16 protein-coding genes, 1 tRNA gene, 1 rRNA gene, 1 other RNA gene and 1 other annotated feature are annotated in these 16,073 nt (G+C 36.5%); of the genes, 14 read left to right on the top strand and 5 right to left on the bottom strand.

What is annotated here, in order from left to right:
* Positions 1–82 precede the first annotated feature (82 nt).
* Positions 83–1,060 (bottom strand): YaaC family protein, encoded by a 978-nt coding sequence (locus AC1UFB_RS20030; RefSeq protein WP_025908021.1) that lies wholly within the window; start codon positions 1,058–1,060, stop codon positions 83–85.
* 114 nt (positions 1,061–1,174) lie between these two features.
* On the opposite strand from AC1UFB_RS20030, the gene guaB reads away from it, so the two are divergent.
* The 6 genes from guaB to AC1UFB_RS20000 all read left to right on the top strand — a co-directional run bounded on the left by guaB (position 1,175) and on the right by AC1UFB_RS20000 (position 7,631).
* Complete coding sequence (guaB, locus tag AC1UFB_RS20025; protein WP_025908022.1) at positions 1,175–2,641, top strand: IMP dehydrogenase; 1,467 nt, start codon at positions 1,175–1,177, stop codon at positions 2,639–2,641.
* A 138-nt stretch (positions 2,642–2,779) separates the two neighbouring features.
* Positions 2,780–4,129, top strand: coding sequence for a serine hydrolase (locus AC1UFB_RS20020; RefSeq protein WP_328100672.1), 1,350 nt, complete (start codon positions 2,780–2,782; stop codon positions 4,127–4,129).
* Positions 4,130–4,331: 202 nt separating this feature from the next.
* A complete protein-coding gene (gene pdxS / locus AC1UFB_RS20015; RefSeq protein ID WP_025908024.1) occupies positions 4,332–5,219 on the top strand; it encodes a pyridoxal 5'-phosphate synthase lyase subunit PdxS in 888 nt (295 codons plus the stop codon).
* Positions 5,220–5,240: 21 nt separating this feature from the next.
* On the top strand, positions 5,241–5,828 hold the full coding sequence (gene pdxT / locus AC1UFB_RS20010) for a pyridoxal 5'-phosphate synthase glutaminase subunit PdxT (protein ID WP_025908025.1): 588 nt from the start codon (positions 5,241–5,243) through the stop codon (positions 5,826–5,828).
* 61 nt (positions 5,829–5,889) lie between these two features.
* Positions 5,890–6,107 (top strand) — a binding site (T-box leader).
* A 54-nt stretch (positions 6,108–6,161) separates the two neighbouring features.
* A complete protein-coding gene (serS, locus tag AC1UFB_RS20005) occupies positions 6,162–7,439 on the top strand; it encodes a serine--tRNA ligase (protein ID WP_138116314.1) in 1,278 nt (425 codons plus the stop codon).
* Positions 7,440–7,538: 99 nt separating this feature from the next.
* A tRNA-Ser gene (locus AC1UFB_RS20000) sits at positions 7,539–7,631 on the top strand.
* 115 nt (positions 7,632–7,746) lie between these two features.
* On the opposite strand, the gene AC1UFB_RS19995 is transcribed toward AC1UFB_RS20000, so the two are convergent.
* The 4 genes from AC1UFB_RS19995 to AC1UFB_RS19980 all read right to left on the bottom strand — a co-directional run bounded on the left by AC1UFB_RS19995 (position 7,747) and on the right by AC1UFB_RS19980 (position 11,131).
* Positions 7,747–8,424 carry a deoxynucleoside kinase gene (locus AC1UFB_RS19995; protein ID WP_025908027.1) on the bottom strand — a complete coding sequence of 226 codons (678 nt, stop codon included), beginning with the start codon at positions 8,422–8,424 and terminating at the stop codon, positions 7,747–7,749.
* A complete protein-coding gene (locus tag AC1UFB_RS19990) occupies positions 8,421–9,062 on the bottom strand; it encodes a deoxynucleoside kinase (RefSeq protein ID WP_025908028.1) in 642 nt (213 codons plus the stop codon). The genes AC1UFB_RS19995 and AC1UFB_RS19990 overlap by 4 nt, the downstream gene beginning before the upstream one ends.
* Positions 9,063–9,229: 167 nt before the next feature.
* Complete coding sequence (locus AC1UFB_RS19985; RefSeq protein ID WP_100346513.1) at positions 9,230–10,525, bottom strand: glycoside hydrolase family 18 protein; 1,296 nt, start codon at positions 10,523–10,525, stop codon at positions 9,230–9,232.
* Positions 10,526–10,588: 63 nt separating this feature from the next.
* Positions 10,589–11,131 (bottom strand): cysteine hydrolase family protein, encoded by a 543-nt coding sequence (locus AC1UFB_RS19980; protein ID WP_061786182.1) that lies wholly within the window; start codon positions 11,129–11,131, stop codon positions 10,589–10,591.
* Between the two features lie 77 nt (positions 11,132–11,208).
* Here AC1UFB_RS19980 and tadA point away from each other — a divergent pair, with 77 nt between their 5' ends.
* The 8 genes from tadA to AC1UFB_RS19940 all read left to right on the top strand — a co-directional run.
* A complete protein-coding gene (gene tadA / locus AC1UFB_RS19975) occupies positions 11,209–11,694 on the top strand; it encodes a tRNA adenosine(34) deaminase TadA (RefSeq protein ID WP_025908031.1) in 486 nt (161 codons plus the stop codon).
* Positions 11,695–11,784: 90 nt separating this feature from the next.
* Positions 11,785–12,050: signal recognition particle sRNA large type (gene ffs, locus AC1UFB_RS19970), an RNA gene on the top strand.
* Positions 12,051–12,206: 156 nt separating this feature from the next.
* Positions 12,207–13,892, top strand: a complete 1,686-nt coding sequence (dnaX, locus tag AC1UFB_RS19965) for a DNA polymerase III subunit gamma/tau (RefSeq protein WP_100346511.1) — start codon at positions 12,207–12,209, stop codon at positions 13,890–13,892.
* 23 nt (positions 13,893–13,915) lie between these two features.
* Positions 13,916–14,236 carry a YbaB/EbfC family nucleoid-associated protein gene (locus AC1UFB_RS19960; RefSeq protein WP_163070960.1) on the top strand — a complete coding sequence of 107 codons (321 nt, stop codon included), beginning with the start codon at positions 13,916–13,918 and terminating at the stop codon, positions 14,234–14,236.
* Positions 14,237–14,252: 16 nt separating this feature from the next.
* Complete coding sequence (gene recR / locus AC1UFB_RS19955) at positions 14,253–14,849, top strand: recombination mediator RecR (RefSeq protein ID WP_025908034.1); 597 nt, start codon at positions 14,253–14,255, stop codon at positions 14,847–14,849.
* 15 nt (positions 14,850–14,864) lie between these two features.
* Positions 14,865–15,089, top strand: coding sequence for a YaaL family protein (locus AC1UFB_RS19950; RefSeq protein ID WP_025908035.1), 225 nt, complete (start codon positions 14,865–14,867; stop codon positions 15,087–15,089).
* A gap of 96 nt (positions 15,090–15,185) precedes the next feature.
* Positions 15,186–15,455: a pro-sigmaK processing inhibitor BofA family protein gene (locus AC1UFB_RS19945; RefSeq protein ID WP_025908036.1), complete on the top strand. Its 270-nt coding sequence runs from the start codon at positions 15,186–15,188 to the stop codon at positions 15,453–15,455.
* A gap of 269 nt (positions 15,456–15,724) precedes the next feature.
* A 16S ribosomal RNA gene (locus AC1UFB_RS19940) occupies positions 15,725–16,073 on the top strand; the annotation flags it as partial.

The following is a 16,073-nucleotide window of genomic DNA, read 5'->3' as shown; positions in this document are numbered from 1 at the left end:
CTCTAGCGCCGATGGTAGTTGGGACTTTGTCCCTGTGAGAGTAGGACGTTGCCAGGCACATTTAAAAGACTAGCTAAATTAGCTAGTCTTTTTTTATTTGCGATTGCAAGTAATTAAATAATAAATAAGGTGCTTTTATACTTGTTAACTGTAAAAAATGCATAATATATGGATAATCCTTTGACGAATAGGTATGTAATAACTCATACCACCATTCTGTTTCATAGCGAGAAATCATACTAAGATTATACAAGATTAGATAATGACTTAGGATCTCAGGAAAGTATACGCACTGTTCACGTGATGTTGTTAGATGCAAATCGCTTGTTTCTAAATTGAAAAGTAGAGGAGAACATTGATAGAGATTTGTATGTAAGTTTGCAAAAGAAATTCTAAGAGTAGGATTTATTTCTTGCATACGCATGTCTATCTTGAAGCGATCTTGTAAATATAAATGTAATCGTGTATTGTCCATATGGTAAGATTCTTTAATTTGGTTAGGGAAAATTAACTCTTTATTATTTAAGTTCCCTACTAATACTTTTTTAGAAGCTCTTGAAGGGCTTAATTCATTAAATAATGAATACATTTCATCAATATGTACTAATAACTCAGTCATTGTATATTTTTGACCTTCTAATTGTTTCATGTGAAACAGTTCTTTTCCAACCTCAGAAAATAACCCATTTTTTTGAATTTTTACCTCATCATCAAGAAAGTCATAACTTTGCTTTTTTCTTTTTCGTGTTGACACTCCATGTGCTAGAACTGCTGTATTTTCTGGATAAACTGGATTTTTAGTTAATAGACATGCTTTTAACAACTGGGATAAACCATAAAAAAGTAATACTGGTTGCATGGAAGTATGAGATTTTAGTGCAGTTTGATAATAATTTTTGCTATGTTCCAGATAATAAATAAATGGATAACAATTTTTAAAACTACGCTGTTCAGCATCAACAATGCTTGAAGAATTGTACTGATTATATAAATACTTTTGTGAAAAAGGGGCTGAGAAAAATAAATGATAAGGTTTCCAAACATCATAAGTGAAACTCAAAAAATCACCTCTTTTATTATTAGAATTATCTGATATATAGTATGGTTATTGACAGCTACATAAGCAATTGTTAATCTACTAATAATATTCTGTCGCTTTGAGGAGGATTCTATAATGTGGGAAAGTAAATTTTCAAAAGAAGGTTTAACATTTGATGATGTTTTGTTAGTGCCAGCTAAATCTGAAGTGTTGCCAAAAGATGTTGATATGAGTGTAGAACTAACAAAAACGCTAAAGCTAAATGTACCATTCATTAGTGCAGGTATGGATACAGTAACTGAAGCAGAGATGGCAATTGCTATGGCTCGTCAAGGTGGTTTAGGGATCATTCATAAGAATATGTCTATTGAACAACAAGCCGAGCAAGTTGATAAAGTAAAGCGTTCTGAAAGTGGTGTTATTACCGATCCATTTTTCTTAACACCAGAAAATCAAGTATTTGCTGCAGAACATTTGATGGGAAAATATCGCATCTCTGGCGTACCAATTGTAAATAACGAAGAAGAGCAAAAGTTAGTTGGTATTCTGACAAATCGTGATTTGCGTTTTATTCAAGATTACTCAATGCTTATCTCTGATGTAATGACAAAAGAAGAGTTAGTTACAGCTCCAGTAGGAACAACGCTCGACGAAGCTGAAAAGATTTTACAGCAATACAAAATTGAAAAATTACCACTTGTAGATGACAAAGGTGTATTAAAAGGTTTAATTACAATCAAGGACATTGAAAAAGTAATTGAATTTCCAAATGCTGCGAAGGATAAGCAGGGACGTTTATTAGTAGGGGCAGCAGTTGGTGTAACGGCTGATTCAATGGTTCGAATTGAGAAGTTAGTAAAAGCTGGTGTGGACGTTATTGTAATTGATACGGCACATGGTCATTCATTAGGCGTTTTAAATACCGTACGTTCAATTCGTGAAACGTATCCGGAATTAAATATTATTGCAGGAAACGTTGCAACTGCTGAAGGAACAAGAGCGTTAATTGAAGCAGGTGTAGACGTAGTGAAAGTTGGAATAGGACCTGGTTCAATTTGTACAACTCGTGTTGTAGCTGGAGTAGGTGTTCCACAAATTACGGCTGTATATGATTGCGCCACTGAAGCAAGAAAACACGGTGTACCAGTAATTGCAGACGGAGGAATTAAGTACTCTGGAGATATCGTAAAAGCACTAGCTGCTGGTGGACACACTGTTATGCTAGGGAGCTTATTAGCCGGTACAACTGAAAGCCCTGGTGAAACAGAAATCTTCCAAGGAAGACGCTTTAAAGTATACCGTGGTATGGGCTCAGTTGGAGCAATGGAAAAAGGAAGTAAAGATCGTTATTTCCAAGAAGATAATAAAAAGTTTGTTCCAGAAGGCATTGAAGGGCGCTTACCTTATAAGGGACCTGTTGCTGACACTTTATATCAGCTAATTGGGGGATTAAGAGCTGGAATGGGATATTGCGGCTCAGCTAACCTACAAGCATTGCGTGAAGAGGCACAGTTTATCCGTATGACAGGAGCTGGCCTAAGAGAAAGTCACCCACATGACGTTCAAATTACAAAAGAATCTCCAAACTATTCACTTAGCTAAGTAAAAAAGCACCTCTCTAATTTATAGAGGTGCTTTTTTATGCTAAAGATTGTTTTAACGGTACTTCTTTATCTATTTTTTTTAATTTTTGTGTGATAAAATAACCTCTATGTGATTTATGTCTGGAGGGTATTGGTAGTGAAGAAAAAATTGATAAAACGGCTTTTTGCATTAGTTGCTGTTTTCTTAATGGCTAGTTCTTTAATCACTCCAAATGCGTCTGCAGCTTCACAACTTCCAAATGTTGAAGCAGATGCCGCTATTTTGATTGAAGCAGATACAGGCCAAATTTTGTATGAAAAGAATTCAGGTGCTGTACTAGGTATTGCTAGTATGACAAAAATGATGACTGAGTATTTAATTTTAGAAGCTATTCACGAAAAAAAGCTTTCTTGGGATGATCGAGTAGGAGTTAGCAAATATGCTGCAGATATCTCACAAGATTACTCATTGTCAAATGTTCCATTATTAACAACAGAGAAATATACGATTAAAGAATTGTATGAAGCAATGGCTATTTACTCAGCAAATGGAGCGAGTATTGCACTAGCTGAGGCTTTAGCAGGATCTGAAGCCGAGTTTATTAAATTGATGAATAAAAAGGCAGAAGAGTTAAATTTAGGTGAAGCTAAATTTGTTAACTCAACAGGTCTTTCTAACTCATTGTTAAAAGGTCAACATCCAAAAGGTACAAAAGCTGATGATGAAAATTTACTATCAGCTCGCGCAGTATCAGCATTAGCTTTTCATATTCTTCATGATTATCCAGAAGTATTAGAAACAGCTAAGACACCTGAAAAGATCTTCCGACCAGGTCAACAAGGCGAAACGACGATGGATAACTGGAATAAAATGCTTCCATCTTTCCCTACATACGGATATGAAGGTTTAGATGGCTTGAAAACAGGACATACAGACTTTGCAGGCTATTGCTTTACAGGAACAGCTGAACGAGATGGTGTTCGTTATATTGCAGTAGTCATGAATGCCAAAAATAATGGTAAGTCTTTTGAAGGAGCGCGCTTTACAGAAACAAAAAAACTTTTAGATTATGCATTTGATAATTATGAGCTAAAGCAAGTAGCTCCAGAAGGCAAGGCTGTTAAAAAGCATGAGTCCCTTCCAGTCGTAAAAGGGAAAAATAAAGAGCTAAAAGTTGTAACAAAAGAACCAGTGAATGTTCTTACAAAAAAAGGTGAAGAAAGTAAAATCTCTCTTCAATTTGATTTTAATCCTAAAGTTGTAGATGAGAAAGATCGAATCGTTGCACCAATTAAAGAGGGTCAGGTTGTAGGTTACGTTAGTGCCAAGAATAAGAATCTTGATGATTTAGGTTATGCAGTAAATAACGGAACAAATAAAGTGCCTGTCGTTGCAGATACTACGATTGAAAAGGCTAACTGGTTTGTTTTAGCAATACGAAGTATAGGTGATTTCTTTGTAGGTGTATGGTCTGATGCAGCCGCTAATATTAAGAATTGGTTTTAATTCATAAACCATTTATAAAAGGAGATACTAAAGCAAGGTTTTTGTTGCATTTAGTATCTTCTTTTTTTAGACAAGTTTTTCAAACTACACAATTTTAATAGGATTTTTTCAGAAAATAAGGTAAAATAGACAATAAGTTTTGAATTTTGTATACATAATTTATTAATTATGTGTAATACAACTATACTGGGGGAAGACAAACATGAGTAACATTACAGGTACTGACAGAGTAAAACGCGGAATGGCGGAAATGCAAAAAGGCGGCGTTATTATGGACGTTGTTAATGCTGAACAAGCAAAGATTGCAGAAGCAGCAGGAGCAGTTGCAGTTATGGCATTAGAACGTGTACCAGCAGACATTCGTGCTGCAGGTGGCGTATCTCGCATGGCAGATCCGACAATTGTCGAAGAAGTTATGAATGCTGTTTCAATTCCGGTAATGGCTAAAGCACGTATCGGTCACATTGTAGAAGCGCGTGTTTTAGAAGCAATGGGCGTAGACTATATTGATGAAAGTGAAGTATTAACACCAGCAGATGAAGAATTTCATTTAAATAAAAATACGTTTACAGTACCATTTGTTTGTGGTTGCCGCGATTTAGGCGAAGCTGCACGTCGTATTGCAGAAGGCGCTGCTATGCTTCGTACAAAAGGTGAACCAGGTACAGGGAACATTGTAGAAGCTGTACGTCATATGCGTCAAGTGAACGCACAAGTACGTAAAGTAGTGGGTATGGACGAAGCTGAGTTAATGACGGAAGCAAAGCTACTAGGTGCACCTTATGAGTTATTATTACAAATCAAGCGTGAAGGTCGCCTTCCAGTGGTTAACTTTGCTGCAGGTGGCGTTGCAACACCAGCAGATGCGGCATTAATGATGCAATTAGGAGCAGATGGAGTGTTTGTAGGTTCTGGTATCTTTAAGTCTGATAATCCAGAAAAATTTGCTCGTTCAATCGTAGAAGCAACAACGCATTATGAAGATTATGAGTTAATTGCAAAGCTTTCTAAAGGATTAGGAAATGCAATGAAAGGTATTGAAATCTCAACATTATTACCAGAAAATCGCATGCAAGAGCGTGGCTGGTAACAGTAAGGGAGTTTTAACAGCATGGTGAAGGTTGGAGTTTTAGGACTACAAGGTGCATTTAGAGAGCATGCGCATTCAGTGGAAGCAACAGGGGCTGAAGCGATTATTATTAAAAAAGTAGAACAGCTAGAAGAAGTGGACGGGCTCATTTTACCAGGTGGGGAAAGTACGGCAATGAGACGTCTGATTGATAAATATGACTTTATGGATTCACTGCGCCAATTTGCTAAAAGTGGCAAACCAATCTTTGGGACTTGTGCTGGTCTAATCTTACTAGCAGGCGAAATTGTAGACTATGATGAGCCTCATTTAGGTGTTATGAATATTAAGGTGGCTCGAAATTCTTTTGGTCGCCAACGTGAGAGCTTTGAGGCGAAATTAAATATAAAAGAAGTTGCAGATGATTTTATTGGAGTATTTATTCGTGCGCCTCATATTGTAGAAGTCGGTGAGAACGTGGAAGTTCTATCTATTCATGATGATCGTATCGTAGCTGCAAAACAGGGACAATTTTTAGGGTGTTCGTTTCATCCAGAATTAACGGATGACCATCGTATGACAGAGTATTTTATCGACATGGTGAAAGAGTCTCTGAAAAAACCTGTATAAACCAATTGCAACTTGTATAGACTTGTAGTACATTATGATTATTAATTACAATGTTGAAAAGTATAAAGCGTTGATAGGAAATAGTAGTAAAGAAGTTAAACTTTAGAGAGTCGATGGTTGGTGGAAATCGATGTTTAGCCTTTACGAATCCATCCTGGAGCAAGCTATTGAAATAGTAAGTAGATAGCTTCGGTTCATTCCGTTATCTGACTGAAGAGGAAGGTTTATTTATGAGCCTTCAACTAGGGTGGCAACGCGGGCTAAACTCTCGTCCCTTTTATAGGGATGGGAGTTTTTATTTTGCCCATTTTATACAAATAAGGAGGTAAATAGATGTTAGACGTAAAGGTTTTACGAGCTAATCTTGAAGAAGTAAAAGAAAAATTAAAGTTCCGCGGAGAAGATTTATCAGATCTTGGGCGCTTTGAAGAGTTAGATGTAGAGCGCAGACAGCTATTAGTTCAAACTGAGGAATTAAAGAGTAAGCGTAATGAAGTGTCTCAACAAATTGCTCAATTAAAACGTGAAAAGCAAGATGCAGATAGTATGATTTTAGAAATGCGTCAAGTAGGAGACAAAATTAAAGAGTTAGATAAGCGTCTTCGTACTGTAGAAACAGAATTAGAACAACTATTACTTTCAATCCCTAATATCCCACATGAGAGTGTTCCAGTTGGTGAAACGGAAGATGAAAATGTAGAAATTAGAAAATGGGGAGAGGTTCGTCAATTTAATTTTGAGCCGAAGCCACACTGGGATCTAGGAACAGATTTAAATATTTTAGACTTTGAACGTGCAGCAAAGGTAACGGGAAGCCGTTTCGTGTTTTATAAAGGCCTAGGAGCTCGTTTGGAACGTGCCTTAATCAACTTTATGATGGACTTACACATGGATGAGCATGGATATGAAGAAATTCTTCCTCCATATATGGTTAATCGTACAAGCATGACAGGAACAGGGCAGCTTCCTAAGTTTGAAGAAGATGCTTTTAAAATTAAAGAGGAAGACTATTTCTTAATCCCAACGGCTGAAGTTCCCGTAACTAATCTACACCGTGATGAAATCATTAATGGAGACCAATTACCATTAGCTTATACAGCATACAGCGCATGTTTTAGATCAGAAGCAGGTTCAGCTGGTAGAGATACACGTGGACTAATTCGTCAGCATCAATTTAACAAAGTAGAGCTAGTTCGCTTTGTAAAACCAGAAGATTCTTACGCTGAGCTTGAAAATCTGACAGGACATGCTGAAAAAGTATTACAGTTGTTAGAACTGCCATACCGTGTTTTAAGCATGTGTACTGGAGACTTAGGATTTACAGCAGCTAAAAAGTACGATATTGAAGTGTGGATTCCAAGCTATGAATCATATCGTGAAATTTCTTCTTGTTCAAACTTTGAAAGTTTCCAAGCGCGAAGAGCTAATATTCGCTTCCGCCGCGAGGCAAAAGGGAAACCAGAATACGTACACACATTAAATGGATCTGGATTAGCGATTGGGCGTACAGTGGCTGCAATTTTAGAGAACTATCAACAGGAAGATGGTTCAGTTGTTATTCCAAAAGTATTACGTCCTTACATGGGGAACAAAGAGGTTATTAACGGTTAAATTGAAATGATTCACAACTTTTTTGTTGTGAATCATTTTTTTTTTAGAAAACAGCTTGACTCTTGTTTGTATATGTGATAAATTTATAAATGTCGAAACGGAGGAATACCCAAGTCCGGCTGAAGGGATCGGTCTTGAAAACCGACAGGGGTGTTACAGCCCGCGGGGGTTCGAATCCCTCTTCCTCCGCCATATTTGACTTTAAATGTTATTTAAACATTGCGCGATAAATTGGAGATTGTAAAACGTCACTTTTAGAAGTGGCGTTTTTTCATTCCCATTTTTCACGAAGAAAAATGGGAATGAATTATGAATGTCTTCTTTTTAATTTTTCGTTGTGATGTAAAAACTTAGAGATTTTTTCAACAATCGGTTCAACGGATGTCGGGTCTCTTAAGATATCGTAATCATTAATATCTAATCGTAAAATAGGACAAGCTGTAAAGTTATTAATCCAATCCTCATAGCGTTTGTGCATTTCTCTCCAATAATCTAAGGGCGTTTGTTGTTCCATAGGTCTTCCACGTTCTTGGATACGATCAACGATATCTTCAAAACTACCTTCCAAATAAATTAATAAATCAGGGTGTGGGAAGTAGGGAGTCATAACCATTGCATCAAACAAGCTTGTATACGTTTCGTAATCCACCTTGGACATTGTTCCTTTTTCGAAATGCATTTTAGCGAAAATACCAGTATCTTCGTAAATTGAACGGTCTTGTATAAAGCCTCCACCGTATTCAAAAATTCTTTTCTGTTCTTTAAATCTCTCCGCTAGGAAGTAAACCTGAAGATGAAAGCTCCATCTTTCAAAGTCAGCGTAGAATTTATCTAAATATGGATTTGTATCAACTTTCTCGTAAGAAGTGCGAAAGTTCAACGCATCTGCAAGAGCTTGTGTCATTGTAGATTTCCCAACGCCTACTGTTCCAGCGATAGTCAATACAGCATCATTTGGAATGTTGTATTTTGTTCGTAAATTCATATTGTAGAACTCCTTTTTAATAAGCTGCTTTTAACATCTGAGATGATATGCTCTAAATGCTCTTTATTTTTGACAAAGTCTAGTTCATCTCCACTATAGCGTAAAACAGTTACCTGTGGGTTATTTTCTTTGAAGGTTTTAATTGCTTCCTCATAATCGGAGCTTAGCTGAGCTAGATAAGAAGGGTCAATGTTTTTTTCAATTTCCCTTCCACGCATTTTAATACGCTTCAATAGTGTAGGTAAAGTAGCATTTAAGTAAATAACAATGTTGGGCTTTGGCATATCATGTGTCAGTATATCGTAGATTTGTACATATTTTATGTACTGACTATCCTTTAAAGTTTGCTGAGCAAAAATCATGTTTTTCATAATATGATAGTCAGCAACGACAGGCTGATGTTGATGTAGAAAATGCTTTTGAATATCCTCTAACTGTTTATAACGGTTGCATAGAAAAAACATTTCAGTTTGAAAGCTCCACTCTTCAATATCCTCATAGAATTTCCCAAGGAATGGATTTTCATCAACAATTTCTTTCAAAAGTTGAAATTGAAATGCCTCTGCAATAGCCTTAGCTAGGGAGGTTTTCCCAACACCTATAGGGCCCTCAACAGTAATAAAAGGTATTTCCCCCATGGACTCTTCCTCCTTTATTTATACATGTTCTCGAAAATTGACAAAAAACATTGTATCACAATAAGAGGGGAGAATGGATAAAAACAAAAAGAAAAACCAGTTGTAAAAAACGGAAGGAAACATAAAAAGAGGATAATCCTATGCTGTAGGAATTATCCTCTTTAAAATTATTCAGGTATTCTTTTAATTACTTTAAAGTTATCATCAAGGAGTAGCCAGTTTTGAGGGAAAGGTAATCCCAACTTCCAATAAGCCATGCCTCTTAAGTTTAATTCTTTTAACAAATCGAATTTTGCTTGGATTGACCGGGCATCTTCAAACCATACCTCATGCGTTTTTTGAGCTGAATCAGAGTATCGGAAAAAGGGAGCCTGAGCTTTTTTATCATACTGTATGCTTGCGTTGTACTGATACGCAATTTCAATCGCTCTTTGGGCACTAATTGCTTTTGCATACTCACCACCTGGTTTGAATGGAAGCGTCCAATCATATCCGTATAGATTTTGTCCCATGATAATTTTTTTGCTAGGTATTTCTGAAATAGCATATTCTAGCACATCTCTGACAGGGCCAATCGGAGAAACAGCCATTGGAGGACCTCCACTGTATCCCCATTCGTATGTCATAGGGACAACAAAATTTGCTATCTCCCCAATTCTTTTGTAATCATGTGCTTCATACCACTTTCCTTTTTGATTACTACTTGTTTTAGGTGCTAATGCTACAGATATTAACAAGTCTTCAGCTTGAAGCCGTTTCTTTGCTTTTTCTAAAAATATAATATAAGCATTTTTGTCTTCCGGACGTAAGAATTCAAAGTCAAAATGAATATCTTTAAAGTTTTTCTCTGTAGCAATACGAATAATATTATTAAGCAATTTATCTTGAACATCCGCATTGTTTAAGATTGCTTCTCCTACCTTTGCACTAAACCCGCCGTCTTCGATATTGGCAAGAACCATTAAAAAAATTGCATCGTTTTCTTGTGCAATAGTTCCAAAGTTTTTTAATGGAGGTTCTTTGATAGAGCCATCGCGCTGTACTTCGAAGTTAGCCGGTCCCAAATATGTGAGGTATTTAGCATTCTTCTTAATCAATTCTTCCGTTTCGCTACTAATGGTACGGTTACTTGTTTCAACATATCCTAAAAATTCAGCTTCTGTCTTTGGAGAAGCTGGAATGAGCAACTGTGTTCCGAGTGTTAGAGGAGAAGTGATGGAAAGGTTGTTAGCTTTTGCGATTGATTGATAACTGACTCCTAGGGTTCGCCCTATCTTCCATAATGTATCGCCTTTTCTAACGGTATAGTAACTTTCGTTAATAGGTACAACCAATGCCTGGCCCACCACTAATCGATTGGGATCAGGTAATTCATTTGCTAAGCTAATTTTTGAAGCTTCAATTTGAAACCGTTGAGCAATACTATAAATGCTATCTCCAGACTTTACAGTGTAAATATCCATAGTAATAAACGCCCCCAAAAAAGAATGTTTATTAAGTCTATGAACAAAAGAGTAAGCAAATGCTTATGTAATTAAATCACTATGTTCACAAATGTTCGCTTTAAGTACATTTTGCATCATTTCGATAGCGAACTTGTTATCTTCATCAGAATTTGATGCAATACAATCTTTAGGGATAATCAGGTTGTACTCTCTCATATAAGCATCATTTGCTGAAAAGAGCACACATATATTTCCCGCTAACCCTGTTAAAATTAATGTTTTAACGTTTAGTTGCTGTAGTAAAATGGTTAAAGCTGTTCCATAAAAAATAGAATGCTTTGGTTTAATTAAAAAGTAATCCGTAGTATGGGGTTGTATATACTGGAGTATGGGGGAGCTTATTGGATTTGTGCAGTATTCAAGGATTTTATTTAAATTAGCTTGCCATAATTTATAGTGATCATTTATATAGATAACAGGAATTTTTTTACTTGAACACTCTGCTTTTAATGAAGAGATATTACGCGCGAGAATTTTAGCTTTTTCAGCTAGGATTTTCCCATTTTTAAATTGAAAATCATTAATCATATCAATAATAACTAATGCAATTTTAGAATCATTCATATACAATCTCCTTATTGTTTTTTAACCTAATAAGTAGTGTTGCTCATAACAAATATAATATGTAAGGAGTTTGGAACATGCTTGAAGACGAGAAATATATGCGTTTAGCTATAGATGAAGCAAAGAAAGCTTGTGGAATTATGGAAGTTCCTATTGGAGCTGTTATCGTAGATAAAGATGGACATGTTATTGCAAAAGGCCATAATTTAAGAGAAAGTACACAAAGATCCATAGCTCACGCAGAGCTGTTAGCTATAGATGAGGCATGTCAAAAGTTAAATACGTGGCGATTAGAAGATACGACTTTATATGTTACTTTAGAACCTTGTCCGATGTGTGCGGGGGCTATTATGTTATCACGTGTAAAAAGAGTGGTGTTTGGAGCGTTTGATCCTAAAGGAGGGTGTGCAGGAACCCTGATGAACTTATTAGAGTATGAAAAGTTTAATCACCAATCAGAAGTTCAAGGTGGAGTTCTCGAAGATGAGTGTGCAGAAATGTTAAGTACATTCTTTAAAGAATTGCGAAATCGAAAAAAAAGAGCAAAGAAAAATTTACAATAAATTACATTCTGTAAAGGTTGCATTTTGTCCTAAAAAGAATTATACTTGTATAAGCATCAACATGGTGCTCAAACAAAGGTTTCAACTTTGCCGTGCTAAGCGGGGAGGTAGCGGTGCCCTGTACTCGCAATCCGCTCTAGCGAGGCCGAACTCCTTTCCTGAGGTTAGTTCTCCTTGAGGTCTGCCTTAAGTAAGTGGTGTTGACGTTTGGGTCCTATGCAATGGGAATCTGTGAACCCTGTCAGGTCCGGAAGGAAGCAGCAGTAAGCAGAACCTCTCATGTGCCATAGGGTCGCCTGAACCGAGCTAACTGCTTAAGTAACGCTTGGGGAGGCTAATCGAAGGAAGGTGCACGGCAGTTATATACATATAAAAGTAACCTACTCTAACGATGGAGTAGGTTTTTTTATTTAGCATATATTTCACTATATAAGATAAACGATGTTTTGGAAAAATAGTTATAGTACGTTATAATAATATCAAATTTATATAACAAAAAAGGAGAAGATGCAGTGGCGTATCAGGCTTTATATCGTGTGTACCGCCCTCAAAGCTTTCAAGATGTTGTTGGTCAGCGGCATATTATTAAGACTTTACAGAACGCGCTCGTTCTTGAGAAATTTTCGCATGCATACTTATTTTCAGGGCCAAGGGGTACAGGGAAAACGACTGCAGCAAAAATTTTAGCTAAAGCGGTTAACTGTGAACATGCACCCGTATCCGAACCTTGTAATGAGTGTGCTACATGTAGAGGAATTACAGACGGTTCCATATCAGATGTTATTGAAATCGATGCGGCTTCAAATAACGGAGTAGATGAAATTCGAGATATTAGAGATAAAGTCAAATATGCACCAAGTGCCGTTCGTTACAAGGTTTATATTATAGATGAAGTTCATATGCTCTCAATAGGTGCGTTTAATGCATTGCTAAAAACATTAGAAGAACCACCTCCTCACGTAATATTTATTTTGGCAACAACAGAACCGCATAAAATTCCACTTACTATCATTTCAAGATGTCAACGTTTTGATTTTAAACGAATCTCACCTGACGATATTGTTTATCGAATGAAAGAAGTTTTGATATCTGAGGATGTAAACGTAGCGGATGAAGCTTTATATGAGGTTGCTAAGGCATCTGAAGGTGGTATGAGGGATGCATTAAGCTTGTTAGATCAGGCTATCTCATATAGCGAAAATGAAGTTACTTTAGATGATGTGTTATCTATTACAGGTGCTGTTTCTCATACATTTATGCTGCAAATTGTTCGTTCAATTGCGGAGAAGAATCTTGTATCAGCGCTACATGCAGTTGAGCAACTCATTCAAAACGGTAAAGATCCAGTTCGTTTCTTAGAAGATTTAATCTTTTATTATAGAGATGTTTTACTTTATCAATCGTCGTCTGAAATGGAACATTTGATGGAAAAAGCAGTAGTGAGTGAGGAGTTTAAAGAGTTAGCTTCACAACTGCCAGCGGAGGGTATCTATTCAATTATTAACCAACTTAATCAAACGCAACAAGAGATGAAGTGGACGAATCATCCAAGAGTGTTACTAGAGGTAGCACTAGTGAAACTTGCTCAATCTTCTAGTAAGAAAAAAACAGTAGCGAGCGAAGAGGATGATTTACTTCAAAAAGTTAAAATGCTTGAAGCTCAAGTTAATCATCTAAAGGAAAACGGTGTTCAAGTACAGCAAAGTCAACAAGAAACAAGTGATCAAAAAGTAAAAAGACAAGTGCGTAGTCAGTATAAAGTTCCAATAGGAAAAGTGCATGAGGTCCTAAAACAAGCATCTCGTCAAGAACTAGAGGAAGTTAAGCGTCTATGGGCAGAAGTTTTAGAAACGCTACGTCAGCAAAATAAAGCATCACATGCTGCTCTGTTGTCTAATAGTGAACCTGTGGCTTCATCTTCGAAGTCCTTTATCTTAAAATTCAAGTATGAAATCCATTGCAAAATGGCTGCTGAAAATAACAACAATGTACGTGATAATTTAGAAAATATCCTATATACTTTAAGTGGGAGCAAACGTGAAATGGTTGCAATCCCTGATAATGAATGGGATAAAGTAAGAGGAGATTTTCTTCAAGAGCAGCAAGGAAATGATGGGTCGCAAAAAGAAGAAGAAGACCCTTTAATCTCCGAAGCTAAAAAACTTTTCGGAGAAGAACTTATTGAAATACACGAATAGAACTAGGAGGAATTATAATTATGATGCGTGGCGGAATGGGTAACATGCAAAAAATGATGAAACAAATGCAAAAAATGCAGAAAGATATGCAAAAGGCGCAAGAAGAGCTAGCTGAAAAAACAATAGAAGGAACAGCCGGAGGTGGAATGGTTACAGTAGTTGTAAATGGTCAAAAAGAAATCATTGATGTAAAAATCAAAGAAGAAGTAGTAGATCCAGAAGATATCGAAATGCTTCAAGATCTAGTTTTAGCAGCAACGAATGACGCGTTAAAACAAATGGATGAGTTAACAAATAACACAATGGGACAATTCACTAAAGGTTTAAATATCCCAGGACTTTAATTAAGGTGGTTGCTACGTGCATTATCCAGAACCAATTTCAAAACTAATAGATAGTTTCATGAAACTCCCGGGTATTGGACCAAAAACGGCTGTTAGGCTTGCTTTCTTTGTTTTAAATATGAAGGAAGACACAGTGCTTGATTTTGCTAAAGCACTTGTTAATGCAAAGCGTAACTTAACGTATTGTTCAACCTGTGGTCACATTACAGACCAAGACCCATGTTACATCTGTCAGGATCAAAGGAGAGACCGTACTGTTGTGTGTGTCGTTCAAGATCCTAAAGATGTTATTGCTATGGAGAAAATGAAGGAATATACGGGTCTGTATCACGTCCTTCACGGTGCAATTTCTCCAATGGAAGGTATTGGTCCAGAAGATATTAAAGTTCCTGAATTGTTGAAGAGGCTTCAAAATGATGAAATCCAAGAAGTAATTTTAGCAACAAATCCTAATATTGAAGGTGAAGCAACGGCAATGTACATTTCTAGGCTGTTAAAACCCACTGGTATAAGAATTACTAGAATTGCACATGGTTTACCAGTAGGCGGAGATTTAGAGTATGCTGATGAGGTAACTTTATCTAAAGCTTTAGAAGGTCGTAGAGACGTATAGGTAAGGAGCTATGCCATGTTTTTTAAACGAAAAGGTTGGTTAAGAAAAGAATATGATGAATCTTTTCTTAAAACGTTCAATGAATTAAAAGATAAGTGGAATAAAAAAGAGGTTATTGTTGAAAGAAGTGTAGATCCTTCAGATGCAGTTTTAGTAGACATGAAATTAGCAAAAGTTAAATATCTCTTTTTATTAAAAGAAGCAAAACATAGAAATATATCTATTCGAAAGATGTCTTAATTTAAGGCATCTTTTTTGTTTAATAAAAATGGATTGTTTTTAAAAGTAGGACATACATATAAGTAATATTATTTTATTTATAAAGAAGGGATAAATATGTTAACTCAACCTCTTATTGTTATTCCTGTTTTAGTAGGCTTAATCGTACTTCTACTTATAAAAGGTGGTGTAGAAAATATGTTCCGTATAATGGGAAACTTAACTATCAAGTTAATAATAGGGGTCCTGTTACTCTTTTTTATTAATATCTTTGGTGCGCAGTTTGATATTCATATTCCGATAAATGCACCAACAGCAATAATATCTGGTGTACTAGGAGTTCCTGGGATTATAGGGCTGTTTATAATTAATCAGTTCGTATTATAATAAATAACAATCTCAAAATGAAAGAATTGTTAAGGAAAACAATTCTTTCATTTTTTTATCGATAAAAGTGTTGCTTTATTGAATTTAGCATGTTATATTAATATACGTCGCTAAGAGGTAATGAGTTTTATTGAAAAGTGTTGACAAGCACTTCTCCTGGTGATAAGATAAGAAAGTCGCCTTGAGGCGATAAGAGTTCTTTGAAAACTGAACAAAGCGACAAACGTCAACGTTAATTTTTTTAAACTTTTATGAGCAAGTCAAACATTTCTTCGGAGAGTTTGATCCTGGCTCAGGATGAACGCTGGCGGCGTGCCTAATACATGCAAGTTGAGCGAACTGATTAGAAGCTTGCTTCTATGACGTTAGCGGCGGATGGGTGAGTAACACGTGGGCAACCTGCCTGTAAGACTGGGATAACTCCGGGAAACCGGAGCTAATACCGGATAACATTTTCTCTTGCATAAGAGAAAATTGAAAGATGGTTTCGGCTATCACTTACAGATGGGCCCGCGGTGCATTAGCTAGTTGGTGAGGTAACGGCTCACTAAGGCAACGATGCATAGCCGACCTGAGAGGGTGATCGGCCACACTGGGACTGAGACACGGCCCAGACTC

Source organism: Priestia sp. KCTC 13724 (assembly GCF_056820425.1).
The sequence above is the reverse complement of the archived record's forward strand: the minus strand, read 5'-3'. Positions and strand labels throughout refer to the sequence as shown.

What these genes read in the sequence shown, in the direction of transcription:
- guaB (WP_025908022.1), top strand. Translation starts at nt 1,175, where the DNA reads ATGTGGGAAAGTAAATTTTCAAAAGAAGGTTTAACATTTGATGATGTT.
- pdxS (WP_025908024.1), top strand. Translation starts at nt 4,332, where the DNA reads ATGAGTAACATTACAGGTACTGACAGAGTAAAACGCGGAATGGCGGAA.
- pdxT (WP_025908025.1), top strand. Translation starts at nt 5,241, where the DNA reads ATGGTGAAGGTTGGAGTTTTAGGACTACAAGGTGCATTTAGAGAGCAT.
- serS (WP_138116314.1), top strand. Translation starts at nt 6,162, where the DNA reads ATGTTAGACGTAAAGGTTTTACGAGCTAATCTTGAAGAAGTAAAAGAA.
- AC1UFB_RS19995 (WP_025908027.1), bottom strand. Translation starts at nt 8,424, where the DNA reads ATGAATTTACGAACAAAATACAACATTCCAAATGATGCTGTATTGACT.
- AC1UFB_RS19990 (WP_025908028.1), bottom strand. Translation starts at nt 9,062, where the DNA reads ATGGGGGAAATACCTTTTATTACTGTTGAGGGCCCTATAGGTGTTGGG.
- AC1UFB_RS19985 (WP_100346513.1), bottom strand. Translation starts at nt 10,525, where the DNA reads ATGGATATTTACACTGTAAAGTCTGGAGATAGCATTTATAGTATTGCT.
- AC1UFB_RS19980 (WP_061786182.1), bottom strand. Translation starts at nt 11,131, where the DNA reads ATGAATGATTCTAAAATTGCATTAGTTATTATTGATATGATTAATGAT.
- tadA (WP_025908031.1), top strand. Translation starts at nt 11,209, where the DNA reads ATGCTTGAAGACGAGAAATATATGCGTTTAGCTATAGATGAAGCAAAG.
- AC1UFB_RS19960 (WP_163070960.1), top strand. Translation starts at nt 13,916, where the DNA reads ATGCGTGGCGGAATGGGTAACATGCAAAAAATGATGAAACAAATGCAA.
- AC1UFB_RS19950 (WP_025908035.1), top strand. Translation starts at nt 14,865, where the DNA reads ATGTTTTTTAAACGAAAAGGTTGGTTAAGAAAAGAATATGATGAATCT.
- AC1UFB_RS19945 (WP_025908036.1), top strand. Translation starts at nt 15,186, where the DNA reads ATGTTAACTCAACCTCTTATTGTTATTCCTGTTTTAGTAGGCTTAATC.